The sequence below is a fragment of the Streptomyces sp. NPDC102259 genome, from assembly GCF_044766465.1.
GTDB lineage: Bacteria > Actinomycetota > Actinomycetes > Streptomycetales > Streptomycetaceae > Streptomyces.
Genome location: NZ_JBIWMA010000018.1, coordinates 68,949 through 81,677 on the forward strand (window position 1 = coordinate 68,949; position 12,729 = coordinate 81,677).

Sequence of the window (12,729 nt, forward strand, 5' to 3'; positions counted from 1 at the left end):
ACTTGTGATCGCCCTCTCCCTCGCCGAGATCGCAGCAGTCGTCGGCGGGCAGACGTACGACATACCGGATCCGTCCGCGGAAGTCACCGGACCGGTCGTCCGGGACTCCCGGGAAGTGGTGCCCGGAAGCCTCTTCGTCGCCTTCGTCGGCGAACGCGCGGACGGCCACGACTACGCGGCCGCGGTCGTCGAGGCCGGTGCGGCGGCCGTACTGGCCTCGCGCCCCGTCGGCGTCCCCGCGATCGTCGTGGACGACGTCCAGACGGCGCTGGGCGCCCTCGCCCGGCACGTCGTACAGAAGCTCGGCGCGACCCTCGTCGCGCTCACCGGCTCGGCCGGCAAGACCAGCACCAAGGACCTCATCGCGCAGGTCCTGCGGCGCAAGGCGCCCACCGTCTTCACACCGGGCTCGCTCAACAACGAGATCGGGCTGCCCCTGACCGCCCTGTCCGCGACCGAGGAGACGAAGTTCCTCGTGCTCGAGATGGGCGCCCGCGGGATCGGCCACATCCGCTACCTCGCCGGACTGACGCCCCCGAAGATCGGCCTCGTCCTCAACGTCGGCACCGCGCACATCGGCGAGTTCGGCGGCCGCGAACAGATCGCACAGGCAAAGGGCGAGCTCGTCGAGAGTCTGCCGCCGGCCGGTGCGGGCGGGGTCGCGATCCTCAACGCCGACGACCCGCTGGTGCGGGCCATGGCCTCCCGTACGAAGGCGAAGACGGTCTTTTTCGGAGAGTCCGGCGAAGCGGACGTTCGGGCCGAGAACGTGCGACTCACGGACAGCGGACAGCCCGCCTTCAGCCTTCACACACCCTCCGGGTGCAGCGACGTGACCATGCGCCTGTACGGTGAGCACCACGTGTCGAACGCGCTCGCAGCGGCCGCCGTCGCCCATGAGCTGGGCATGTCCGCGGAAGAGATCGCCACCGCGCTCTCCGAGGCGGGCTCCCTCTCCCGCTGGCGGATGGAGGTCACCGAGCGCCCGGACGGCGTGACGATCGTCAACGACGCCTACAACGCGAACCCCGAGTCCATGCGAGCCGCTCTGCGCGCGCTCGCGGCCATGGGCAAGGGGAGCCGGACGTGGGCGGTGCTCGGCAAGATGGCCGAGCTCGGGGACGAGGCGCTCGCCGAGCACGACGCGGTCGGACGGCTCGCCGTCCGGCTCAATGTCGGCAAGCTCGTCGCGGTCGGGGGCAGGGAAGCCGCCTGGCTGCAACTGGGCGCATATAACGAGGGTTCGTGGGGTGAGGAGTCGGTGCACGTGTCCGACGCACAGGCGGCGGTCGACCTGTTGCGCAGCGAGTTGCGCCCGGGGGACGTCGTGCTCGTGAAGGCGTCCCGTTCGGTCGGCCTCGAGAGCGTCGCGCAGGCGCTGCTCGCGACCGGCACCGAGGGTGAGGTCGCCGCCCGATGATGAATCAGATCCTGTTCGCGGGTGTGATCGGCCTCTTCCTGACGCTGGGCGGCACGCCGCTGCTGATCAAGCTGCTGGCGCGCAAGGGCTACGGCCAGTACATCCGCGACGACGGCCCGCGCGAGCACGCCAGCAAGCGCGGTACGCCGACCATGGGCGGCATCGCCTTCATCTTCGCGACGGTCGCGGCGTACTTCCTGTCCAAGGTCATCACGGGCAAGCCGCCGACCTACTCCGGTCTGCTGGTGCTGGGCCTGATGTGCGGTATGGGTCTGGTCGGGTTCCTCGACGACTACATCAAGATCGTCAAGCGGCGTTCGCTGGGTCTGCGGGCCAAGGCGAAGATGGCCGGCCAGCTGATCGTCGGCATCTCCTTCGCGGTGCTCTCGCTCCAGTTCTCCGACTCGCGCGGCAACACCCCGGCCTCCACGAAGCTGTCGTTCATCACGGACTTCGGCTGGACGATCGGCCCGGTGCTGTTCGTCGTCTGGGCGCTGTTCATGATCCTCGCGATGTCCAACGGCGTGAACCTGACGGACGGTCTGGACGGCCTCGCCACCGGCGCCTCCGTCCTCGTCTTCGGCGCCTACACGTTCATCGGCGTCTGGCAGTTCCAGGAGTCCTGCGCCAACGGCGAGACCCTGACCAACCCCAGCGCCTGTTACGAGGTACGCGATCCGCTGGACCTCGCGGTCATCGCCTCGGCGCTGATGGGCGCCTGCCTCGGCTTCCTGTGGTGGAACACCTCGCCGGCCAAGATCTTCATGGGCGACACCGGTTCGCTGGCGCTGGGCGGCGTGCTCGCGGGTCTCGCGATCTGCTCCCGCACCGAGCTGCTGATCGCCCTGCTGGGCGGCCTGTTCGTGCTGATCACCATGTCGGTGGTCATCCAGGTCGGCTCCTTCAAGCTCACCGGCAAGCGCGTCTTCCGGATGGCGCCACTCCAGCACCACTTCGAACTCAAGGGCTGGTCCGAAGTCCTGGTCGTGGTCCGTTTCTGGATCATTCAGGGCATCTGTGTGATCGTCGGACTGGGCATCTTCTACGCGGGATGGGCAGCGGACAAGTGACCGACTGGCAGGGGAAGAACGTCACCGTCGCCGGGCTCGGCGTCTCCGGCATCCCGGCGGCCAAGGTGCTGCACGGGCTCGGCGCGAAGGTCACCGTCGTCAACGACGGCGACGACGCACGCGCGCGTGAGCAGGCCGCCGAGCTGGAGGCGCTGGGCGTCACCGTGCGCCTCGGTGACGGGGCGACCCTGCCGCAGGGCACCGAACTCGTCGTCACCGCACCCGGCTGGAAGCCCGACAAGCCGCTGTTCACGGCCGCCCACGCGACCGGGGTACCGGTCTGGGGCGATGTCGAACTCGCCTGGCGGCTCAGGGAACTGGACGGCCGGAAGGCCGCCCCCTGGCTGTGCGTCACCGGCACCAACGGCAAGACGACCACCACCCAGATGCTGGCGTCGATCCTGAAGGCGGCCGGCCTGCGCACGGCGGCCGTCGGCAACATCGGTGTCTCCCTGCTGGACGCCGTCCTCGGTGAGGAGCCGTACGACGTCCTCGCCGTGGAGCTCTCCAGCTACCAGCTGCACTGGGCGCCCTCCCTGCGCGCCCACTCGGCCGCGGTCCTGAACCTCGCCCCCGACCACCTCGACTGGCACGGCTCCATGGAGGCGTACGCCAAGGACAAGGGCCGCGTCTACGAGGGCAATCAGATCGCCTGCGTCTACAACGTCGCCGACAAGGCCACCGAGGACCTGGTGCGGGAGGCGGACGTCGAGGAGGGCTGCCGGGCCGTCGGCTTCACCCTCGGCGCCCCCGCGCCGTCCCAACTCGGCGTCGTGGACGGCATCCTGGTCGACCGCGCCTTCGTCGAGAACCGGCAGCAGAACGCCCAGGAGCTCGCCGAGGTCTCCGACGTCGACCCGCCCGCCCCGCACAACATCGCCAACGCCCTTGCGGCGGCGGCCCTCGCCCGCGCCTTCGGGGTGCCCGCCAAGGCCGTACGGGACGGCCTGCGGGCCTTCACGCCGGACGCCCACCGCATCGCCCACGTGGCGGACGTGGACGGCGTCGCGTACATCGACGACTCCAAGGCGACCAACACGCACGCGGCACAAGCCTCGTTGGCGGCCTACGAGTCGATCGTCTGGATCGCGGGCGGACTGGCGAAGGGCGCCACCTTCGACGAGCTGGTCGCCAAGTCGGCGAAGCGGCTTCGCGCGGCGGTGCTCATCGGCGCCGACCGCGCCCTGATCCGTGAAGCCCTGGCGCGACACGCCCCGGAAGTACCCGTCGTCGACCTCGACCGGACGGACACTGGGGCGATGCTCGCGGCTGTCCAGGAGGCTCGGCGCCTCGCCGTCGAAGGCGACACGGTGCTCCTCGCCCCGGCCTGCGCCTCCATGGACATGTTCGTCAACTACAACCAGCGCGGTGACCTGTTCGCCCAGGCGGTTGGCGAACTCGGAACCTGACCCGGCCGCCTGCCGGGCGACCTTGGGAGGGACGCGTGGGACCGTCACGGCCGACGTACGGCGCGGCAGCCGAGCGCAGCGCTCGCGCCGCGCACCGGGGAGCAGCGGATGCCCGGTAGCCGTACCGGGCGTCCGCCTGTCCAGCGGACCGTCCGCAGACCCGCTGGAGCCTCCCGCCCGCCCCGCGACAACCCCGTACGGCGGCTCCGCACGCGTGCGCAGAAGGCCTGGGACCGGCCGCTGACGGCCTACTACCTGATCTTCGGCGGCAGCCTGCTGATCACCGTCCTGGGCCTCGTGATGGTCTACTCGGCCTCCCAGATCACCGCGCTCCAGATGTCGTTGCCGGGATCGTTCTTCTTCCGCAAACAGTTCCTGGCCGCCTCCATCGGGGCCGCGCTGCTGCTGGTCGCCTCCCGGATGCCGGTGAAACTGCACCGGGGCCTCGCCTACCCCATCCTCGCGGGCGCCGTCTTCATGATGGCGCTGGTGCAGGTGCCGGGGATAGGGATGTCGGTCAACGGCAACCAGAACTGGATCTCGCTCGGCGGCTCCTTCCAGATCCAGCCCAGCGAGTTCGGCAAGCTCGCGCTGGTGCTGTGGGGCGCCGATCTGCTCGCCCGCAAACAGGACAAGAAGCTGCTCGCGCAGTGGAAGCACATGCTGGTGCCGCTGGTGCCGGTCGCGTTCATGCTGCTCGGGCTGATCATGCTCGGCGGCGACATGGGCACGGCGATCATCCTGACGGCGATCCTGTTCGGACTGCTGTGGCTGGCGGGGGCGCCCACCCGGCTCTTCGTCGGGGTGCTGTCGATCGCCGCCACCCTGGGTGTGATCCTCATCAAGACCAGCCCGAACCGGATGGCCCGGCTCCAGTGCATCGGCGCGACCGACCCGGGCCCCGGCGATGCCTGCTGGCAGGCCGTGCACGGGATCTACGCCCTGGCCTCCGGCGGTATCTTCGGCTCGGGACTGGGTGCGAGTGTGGAGAAATGGGGCCAACTCCCCGAAGCTCACACCGACTTCATCTTCGCCGTCACCGGTGAGGAACTGGGCCTCGCGGGGACGCTGTCGGTACTCGCCCTGTTCGCGGCTCTAGGCTATGCGGGTATCCGCGTGGCCGGACGCACGGAGGACCCCTTCGTGAGGTATGCCGCGGGAGGCGTGACCACCTGGATCACCGCTCAGGCGGTGATCAACATCGGTGCGGTGCTCGGCCTGCTGCCGATCGCCGGCGTCCCGCTCCCGCTGTTCTCCTACGGGGGTTCCGCCCTGCTGCCGACCATGTTCGCCATCGGGCTGCTCATCGCTTTCGCACGCGACGAGCCCGGTGCGCGGGCCGCGCTTGCGATGCGGCACCCCCGCTTTGGTAGAAAGCGGGGGGCCAGGGGCTCCACGTTCGACCGGAGCCCCCGGAGATGGAACACGATGCGACGGCGTGCCTCGGCGGCGCGTCCGTCCGGAGAGCGGTGAATTTCGGTGCATGTCGTACTCGCTGGTGGGGGGACCGCCGGCCACATCGAGCCCGCGCTCGCCCTCGCGGACGCCCTGCGCAGGCAGGACCCCACTGTGGGGATCACGGCACTGGGCACGGAGCGCGGCCTGGAGACCACGCTCGTTCCGCAGCGGGGCTACGACCTCGCGCTGATCCCCGCCGTCCCGCTGCCGCGCAAGCCCACCCCTGAACTGATCACCGTCCCGGGCCGGCTGCGCGGCACGATCAAGGCCGCCGAGCAGATCCTGGAGCGCACCAAGGCGGACGCCGTCGTCGGCTTCGGCGGTTACGTGGCGCTGCCCGGCTATCTGGCCGCCAAGCGCCTCGGCGTCCCGATCGTCGTCCACGAGGCGAACGCGCGCCCCGGCCTGGCCAACAAGATCGGCTCGCGCTACGCGGCCCGGGTCGCCGTCTCCACGCCCGACAGCAAGCTGCGGGACGCCCGCTACATCGGCATCCCGCTGCGCCGCTCCATCGCCACCCTGGACCGCGCGGCCATGCGCCCCGAGGCCCGGCACGTGTTCGGGCTCGACCCCAACCTGCCCACCCTGCTGGTCTCCGGCGGTTCACAGGGCGCCCGCCGCCTCAACGAGGTCGTCCAGCAGGTCGCGCCCTGGCTCCAGCAGGCCGGCATCCAGATCCTGCACGCGGTCGGCCCGAAGAACGAACTGCCGCAGGTGCAGCAGATGCCGGGGATGCCCCCCTACATCCCGGTACCGTACGTGGACCGGATGGACCTCGCGTACGCCGCTGCCGACATGATGCTGTGCCGCGCGGGCGCGATGACCGTCGCCGAACTCTCCGCCGTCGGGCTCCCGGCCGCCTACGTCCCGCTGCCCATCGGCAACGGCGAACAGCGGCTGAACGCCCAGCCGGTGGTCAAGGCGGGCGGCGGACTGCTGGTCGACGACGCGGAACTGACCCCCGAGTGGGTCCGGGAGACCGTCCTGCCCGTCCTCGCCGACCCGCACCGTCTGTACGAGATGTCCCGCGCCGCCAGCGAGTTCGGCCGCAGGGACGCCGACGAGCTGCTCGTCGGCATGGTGTACGAGGCGATCGCCGCCTCCCGTGCACGCCGTTAGGCACGTTTGAACGAAAGGGCAGGGAGCGTGGCCGGATCCGCCACCGCCGAGCGCGGTGCACGCCAGCAGGAGTCGTCCGGCCCGCCCCTCGTCCGGTGGTTGGGGCCGCGCCGACTTCGTACGATCATCATTCTCGCGTTGGCCGTCGTGCTCCTCGGCGCGGGCACCGGCTGGGTGCTGTACGGCTCGCAGTGGCTGCGCGTGGAGCGTGTCTCCGTGTCCGGCACGCAGGTGCTGACACCGCAGCAGGTGCGTGCAGCCGCCGCCGTGCCGGTCGGATCGCCGTTGGTCTCGGTCGACATCGACGCGATCGAGGCCCGGCTGCGCACGGAATTCCCCCGGATCCACTCGGTCGACGTGGTGCGTTCGTGGCCCCATGGAATCGGCCTGAAAGTGACAGAGCGCACGCCGGTTCTGCTGGTGCGAAAGGGGACGAACTTCGTGGAGGTGGACGACGAAGGCGTCCGTTTCGCCACGGTTTCCGAAGCTCCGAAAGGCGTCCCGCTACTGGAAATGGCCGTCTCCTCGTCCCGTTCGGCCGCCGCGAGCCTGCGCCGCTTCGGCGAGGCCCGGCTGGTCCGGGAGGCGGTGAAGGCCGCCGGTTCCCTGCCCACCGCCGTCGCGCGGGCCACCCGGGTCGTCAAGGTCCGTTCCTACGACGACATCTCGCTGGAGCTGAGCGGCGGCCGCACGGTCGCGTGGGGAAGTGCCGAGAAGGCGGCCGCGAAGGGTCGTACACTCACCGCTCTCATGAAAGCCGCTCCGGCTGCGCGGCACTTCGACGTCAGCGCTCCCACCGCCCCTGCGTCAGCGGGGAGTTGACGCACATCCGCGCAGGCCAGCACCCTGGTTGGGCAGTGACACGGCTGATCACATAGGGTGAAAAGAAAAACGGGAGGTTCGGCGTGTTCGTTGAACGGGCGCCACTTGTCGACTTAGTGTCCTGTTCAGAAGACTCCAAGGAACGGACACACTGGTAACCCTAAACTTCAGCGTTAGGGTTCGGGTCGGCGAAACGGACCGCCCCATTCGGCATCAGTCGTCGGATCGCATCACCTGCGAGGCGACGACACGTAACTCGAGGCGAGAGGCCTTCGACGTGGCAGCACCGCAGAACTACCTCGCAGTCATCAAAGTCATCGGTGTCGGCGGCGGTGGTGTCAATGCCATCAACCGGATGATCGAGGTCGGTCTCAAGGGCGTCGAGTTCATCGCCATCAACACCGACGCGCAGGCGCTGTTGATGAGCGACGCCGACGTCAAGCTCGACGTCGGCCGTGAACTCACGCGCGGACTCGGCGCCGGCGCCAACCCGGCCGTGGGCCGGAAGGCGGCCGAGGACCACCGCGAGGAGATCGAGGAGGTCCTCAAGGGGGCCGACATGGTCTTCGTGACGGCCGGCGAAGGCGGTGGCACCGGCACCGGCGGCGCGCCCGTCGTGGCCAACATCGCACGCAACCTCGGCGCCCTCACCATCGGCGTGGTCACCCGACCCTTCACCTTCGAGGGCCGGCGCCGCGCCAACCAGGCGGAGGACGGCATCGCCGAACTCCGCGAAGAGGTCGACACCCTCATCGTCATCCCCAACGACCGACTGCTCTCCATCTCGGACCGCCAGGTCTCGGTCCTCGACGCCTTCAAGTCGGCCGACCAGGTCCTGCTCTCCGGTGTCCAGGGCATCACCGACCTCATCACCACCCCCGGTCTGATCAACCTCGACTTCGCCGACGTCAAGTCGGTCATGTCCGAGGCCGGTTCGGCCCTCATGGGCATCGGCTCGGCCCGCGGCGACGACCGCGCGGTGGCCGCCGCCGAGATGGCGATCTCCTCGCCGCTCCTGGAGGCCTCCATCGACGGCGCCCGGGGCGTCCTGCTCTCCATCTCCGGCGGCTCCGACCTCGGCCTGTTCGAGATCAACGAGGCCGCCCAGCTGGTCAGCGAGGCCGCGCACCCCGAGGCCAACATCATCTTCGGCGCGGTCATCGACGACGCCCTCGGTGACGAGGTACGGGTCACGGTCATCGCGGCCGGCTTCGACGGGGGGCAGCCCCCGGCCCGCCGGGAGACCGTCATGGGGTCGACCTCGTCCTCGGCACGCCGCGAGGAGCCCACTCCGGTACGGCAGCCCGAGAGCCGGCCGTCCTTCGGCTCGCTCGGCAGCGTGACCCCCAAGGAGGACCCGCAGCCGGCGCCCGAGCCGGTGGCCGACCTCACGGTCTCGCCGCCGGTGCCGTCGTCGCGGTCCTACTCGGACAGCGCGGCCGAGGAGCTGGACGTGCCGGACTTCCTGAAGTGATAGGACAGCGCGAGAGCGCGAGCGGCGCGCACTTCGCCTTCACCGACCGGTGGGGCGGGGTGAGCGCCGCTCCGTATGAGGAGCTCAATCTCGGCGGAGCGGTCGGCGACGACCCCGACGCCGTACGCGCCAATCGTGAACTGGCCGCCAAGTCGCTGGGCCTGGACCCCGGCCTGGTCGTCTGGATGAACCAGGTGCACGGCAATGACGTCGCCGAGGTCGACGGGCCGTGGACCACTCCGCTCGCCCCGCCGGTCGACGGTCTGGTGACCGCGACCCGTGGACTCGCCCTCGCCGTGCTGACGGCGGACTGCGTGCCCGTACTGCTCGCCGACCCCGTCGCCGGGGTGGTCGCGGCCGCCCACGCCGGGCGGCCCGGCATGGTCAAGGGGATCGTGCCCGCCGCGGTCGACGCGATGAAGTCGCTCGGCGCCGACCCCTCCCGGATCGTCGCCCGCACCGGACCCGCCGTGTGCGGGCGGTGCTACGAAGTGCCGGACGCGATGCGCGCCGAGGTGGCCGCCGTCGAGCCGGCGGCGAGCGCCGAGACGAGCTGGGGCACTCCCGCCGTCGACGTGATCGCCGGGGTGCACGCGCAGCTCGACCGGCTCGGGGTGCGCGACCGGGAACGGTCGCCGGTGTGCACACGGGAGTCGAACGATCACTTCTCGTATCGCCGCGACCGCTCCACGGGGCGACTCGCGGGATATGTCTGGTTGGACTGATGGGGCATGACGGACCGTAAGCGTGAACTCGCCACAAACCTGGCGAAGGTGGAGGAGCGGATCGCCGCCGCATGCGCGGCCGCGGGCCGCGAGCGGGACGAGGTGACCCTGATCGTGGTCACCAAGACCTACCCGGCGAGCGATGTGCGTCTGCTGGCGGAACTCGGTGTGCGCCATGTCGCCGAGAACAAGGACCAGGACGCGGCGCCCAAGGCGGCCGAGTGCGCCGGGCTGCCGCTGCGGTGGCATTTCGTCGGCCAGTTGCAGACCAACAAGGTGCGCTCCGTCGTCGGTTACGCGGACGTCGTGCAGTCCGTCGACCGGGCCAGGCTGGTGACGGCTCTGTCGAAGGAGGCCGTGCGGGCCGGGCGCGAGGTGGGCTGTCTGCTGCAGGTGGCGCTCGACGCGGGGGCGAGCGAGCGGGGTGAGCGGGGCGGGGTGGCTCCGGGCGGTGTCGAGGAGTTGGCCGCTCTGGTCGCCGGGTCGCCGGGGCTGCGGCTTGACGGACTGATGACCGTCGCACCTCTGACCGGGGAGTACGCCGGTCGCCAACGCGAGGCCTTCGGGCGGTTGATGGATTTGTCGACTGACCTGCGCCGGACCCATCCTGCTGCGAACATGGTGTCGGCAGGGATGAGTGCGGACCTCGAGGAGGCCGTGGCGGCCGGAGCGACACATGTACGCGTCGGCACTGCGGTACTCGGAGTCCGCCCCAGGCTCGGGTAACGTCGCCAGGAAGTCGGACCACAGCAGAAAATATGGTCATTACCGCCGAAGGGCGGACACAAGGGCCACGTGGATCGCGGGACTTGGCAGTTGAAAGTCGATCCACCACAGAGCGGAGGACTCAGAGAATGGCCGGCGCGATGCGCAAGATGGCGGTCTACCTCGGCCTCGTGGAGGACGATGGGTACGACGGCCGGGGATTCGACCCCGACGACGACTTCGAACCCGAGCTCGACCCTGAGCCCGAGCGGGACCACCGACGGCATGAGCCGTCCCACCAGTCACATGGTGCACATCAGTCCCAAAGGGATGAAGAGGTGCGAATCGTGCAGCCGCCGGCGCAGCGTGAGCCGGTGGCTCGTTCCGCTTCGCTGGGTGCGGAATCCGGGCGTCCGGCGCGCATCGCGCCCGTGGCATCCATCACACAAGAACGTCAGTCCCTGGAGAAGAACGCACCGGTGATCATGCCCAAGGTCGTGTCGGAACGAGAGCCGTACCGGATCACCACGCTTCACCCCCGGACCTACAACGAGGCCCGTACCATCGGGGAACACTTCCGTGAGGGCACCCCGGTGATCATGAATCTGACTGAGATGGATGACACAGACGCGAAGCGACTTGTCGACTTTGCGGCCGGTTTGGTGTTTGGTCTTCACGGCAGCATCGAGCGGGTGACGCAGAAGGTGTTCCTGTTGTCGCCTGCTAACGTCGATGTCACGGCGGAGGACAAGGCCCGCATCGCAGAGGGCGGGTTCTTCAACCAGAGCTGAGACGCAAGAACCGGAAACGGCAGTACAGAGAAGCACGGAACAGGGGAGAGGGAAGCACCGAACATGAGCGTGGTCCTGGATGTCGTCTACATCGCGCTGATGGTCTTCCTCATCGTGCTCATCTTCCGGTTGGTCATGGACTACGTCTTCCAGTTCGCCCGCTCATGGCAGCCCGGCAAGGCGATGGTGGTCGTTCTGGAGGCCACCTACACTGTCACCGATCCACCGCTCAAGCTTCTGCGGCGGGTAATCCCGCCGTTGCGTCTCGGGGGCGTGGCGCTCGACCTGTCCTTCTTCGTACTGATGATCATCGTCTACATCCTGATCTCGATCGTGAGCCGGCTGTGAGCGATGTGAACTACCGTCTTGCCGATGCCGACGACTACGTTGAGGTGAAGAGATGCCGTTGACCCCCGAGGACGTGCGGAACAAGCAGTTCACGACCGTCCGCCTCCGAGAAGGCTATGACGAGGACGAGGTCGATGCCTTCCTCGATGAGGTCGAAGCCGAACTGACCCGCCTGCTTCGTGAGAACGAGGACCTGCGGGCCAAACTGGCCGCGGCCACGCGCGCTGCCGCCCAGAACCAGCAGAACATGCGCAAGCCGCCCGAACAGGACCAGCAGCAGGGTGGCATGCCCCAACAGGGCGGTATGCCCCAGCAGGGTGGCATGCAGCAAGGCGGTATGCAGCAGGGTGGCATGCAGCAGGGCGGTATGCAGCAGCAGGGCATGCCCCAGCAGGGGATGCCTCCGCAGGGCATGCGAGGCCCGGGCGCCCCGGTGCCCGCCGGCATATCGGGCCCGCCGCAGCAGCAGATGGGTGGCCCCATGGGTGGCCCGCCTCAGCTGCCGAGCGGTGCGCCGCAGCTGCCCGCCGGTCCCGGCGGTGGCCAGGGTGGTCCGCAGGGCCAGGGTCCGATGGGTCAGGGTCCGATGGGTCAGGGCCCCATGGGTCAGGGTCCGATGGGTCAGGGTCCGATGGGCCAGGGCCCCATGGGCCAGGGTCCGATGGGCCAGGGTCCGATGGGTGGCCAGAACCCCATGCAGCAGCAGATGGGTGGCCCGATGGGCGGCCCCATGGGCGGTCCGATGGGCGGCCCCGGTCAGGGCCCCGGTGGCGACAGCGCCGCCCGTGTCCTCTCGCTGGCCCAGCAGACCGCCGACCAGGCGATCGCCGAGGCCCGTTCCGAGGCCAACAAGATCGTGGGTGAGGCGCGTTCGCGTGCCGAGGGTCTCGAGCGGGACGCCCGTGCCAAGGCCGACGCCCTGGAGCGGGACGCGCAGGAGAAGCACCGCGTCGCGATGGGCTCCCTGGAGTCCGCCCGCGCCACGCTGGAGCGCAAGGTCGAGGACCTGCGTGGCTTCGAGCGCGAGTACCGCACGCGTCTGAAGTCCTACCTCGAGTCCCAGCTGCGTCAGCTGGAGACCCAGGCCGACGACTCCCTGGCTCCGCCGCGCACACCGGCCACGGCTTCGCTGCCGCCGTCCCCGGCGCCTTCCATGGCCCCGGCTGGCGCGCCGTCCTACGGCGGCAACCCGGGCATGGGTGCTCCCAACCCGGCCGGCCCGTCCTACGGCGGGCAGCAGCAGATGTCCCCGGCGATGACCCAGCCGATGGCGCCGGTACGGCCGCAGGGCCCCTCCCCGATGGGCCAGGCTCCCTCGCCGATGCGCGGCTTCCTCATCGACGAGGATGACAACTGACGGCCTGTAGTACGCCTTAGGCGTCGGCAGC

At 69.7% G+C, this 12,729-nt stretch carries 12 protein-coding genes; all 12 read left to right on the forward strand.

All coding sequences use genetic code 11. The annotated features are described in order from the left end of the window. Nucleotides 1-4 precede the first annotated feature (4 nt). The 12 genes from murF to ACIRPU_RS32430 all read left to right on the forward strand — a co-directional run bounded on the left by murF (nucleotide 5) and on the right by ACIRPU_RS32430 (nucleotide 12,698). Nucleotides 5-1,420: a UDP-N-acetylmuramoyl-tripeptide--D-alanyl-D-alanine ligase gene (murF, locus tag ACIRPU_RS32375; protein WP_403873714.1), complete on the forward strand. Its 1,416-nt coding sequence runs from the start codon at nucleotides 5-7 to the stop codon at nucleotides 1,418-1,420. Next, the gene (mraY, locus tag ACIRPU_RS32380; RefSeq protein WP_355709664.1) at nucleotides 1,417-2,490 is read left to right on the forward strand and encodes a phospho-N-acetylmuramoyl-pentapeptide-transferase; all 1,074 of its coding nucleotides are present in this window, start codon (nucleotides 1,417-1,419) and stop codon (nucleotides 2,488-2,490) included. Before murF ends, mraY begins: the two co-directional genes overlap by 4 nt. Continuing rightward, entirely contained in the window at nucleotides 2,472-3,899 is a 1,428-nt protein-coding gene (gene murD / locus ACIRPU_RS32385; RefSeq protein WP_403873717.1) for a UDP-N-acetylmuramoyl-L-alanine--D-glutamate ligase, read from the forward strand. Before mraY ends, murD begins: the two co-directional genes overlap by 19 nt. Nucleotides 3,900-4,007: 108 nt before the next feature. Continuing rightward, nucleotides 4,008-5,372: a putative lipid II flippase FtsW gene (gene ftsW, locus ACIRPU_RS32390; RefSeq protein ID WP_355709669.1), complete on the forward strand. Its 1,365-nt coding sequence runs from the start codon at nucleotides 4,008-4,010 to the stop codon at nucleotides 5,370-5,372. 6 nt (nucleotides 5,373-5,378) lie between these two features. After that, nucleotides 5,379-6,476, forward strand: coding sequence for an undecaprenyldiphospho-muramoylpentapeptide beta-N-acetylglucosaminyltransferase (gene murG, locus ACIRPU_RS32395; protein ID WP_384122306.1), 1,098 nt, complete (start codon nucleotides 5,379-5,381; stop codon nucleotides 6,474-6,476). A gap of 27 nt (nucleotides 6,477-6,503) precedes the next feature. Further along, a complete protein-coding gene (locus ACIRPU_RS32400) occupies nucleotides 6,504-7,298 on the forward strand; it encodes a cell division protein FtsQ/DivIB (RefSeq protein WP_403873722.1) in 795 nt (264 codons plus the stop codon). 277 nt (nucleotides 7,299-7,575) lie between these two features. Continuing rightward, nucleotides 7,576-8,772, forward strand: coding sequence for a cell division protein FtsZ (gene ftsZ, locus ACIRPU_RS32405; RefSeq protein ID WP_403873725.1), 1,197 nt, complete (start codon nucleotides 7,576-7,578; stop codon nucleotides 8,770-8,772). Beyond that, a complete protein-coding gene (gene pgeF / locus ACIRPU_RS32410) occupies nucleotides 8,769-9,497 on the forward strand; it encodes a peptidoglycan editing factor PgeF (RefSeq protein ID WP_384122304.1) in 729 nt (242 codons plus the stop codon). The genes ftsZ and pgeF overlap by 4 nt, the downstream gene beginning before the upstream one ends. Before the next feature lie 6 nt (nucleotides 9,498-9,503). Next, nucleotides 9,504-10,223, forward strand: coding sequence for a YggS family pyridoxal phosphate-dependent enzyme (locus ACIRPU_RS32415; protein WP_403873729.1), 720 nt, complete (start codon nucleotides 9,504-9,506; stop codon nucleotides 10,221-10,223). A 128-nt stretch (nucleotides 10,224-10,351) separates the two neighbouring features. Continuing rightward, nucleotides 10,352-10,993, forward strand: a complete 642-nt coding sequence (locus ACIRPU_RS32420; RefSeq protein ID WP_054242871.1) for a cell division protein SepF — start codon at nucleotides 10,352-10,354, stop codon at nucleotides 10,991-10,993. Nucleotides 10,994-11,056: 63 nt separating this feature from the next. Beyond that, on the forward strand, nucleotides 11,057-11,341 hold the full coding sequence (locus tag ACIRPU_RS32425; RefSeq protein WP_020129925.1) for a YggT family protein: 285 nt from the start codon (nucleotides 11,057-11,059) through the stop codon (nucleotides 11,339-11,341). Between the two features lie 52 nt (nucleotides 11,342-11,393). After that, nucleotides 11,394-12,698: a DivIVA domain-containing protein gene (locus ACIRPU_RS32430; protein ID WP_403873733.1), complete on the forward strand. Its 1,305-nt coding sequence runs from the start codon at nucleotides 11,394-11,396 to the stop codon at nucleotides 12,696-12,698. Nucleotides 12,699-12,729 lie beyond the last annotated feature (31 nt).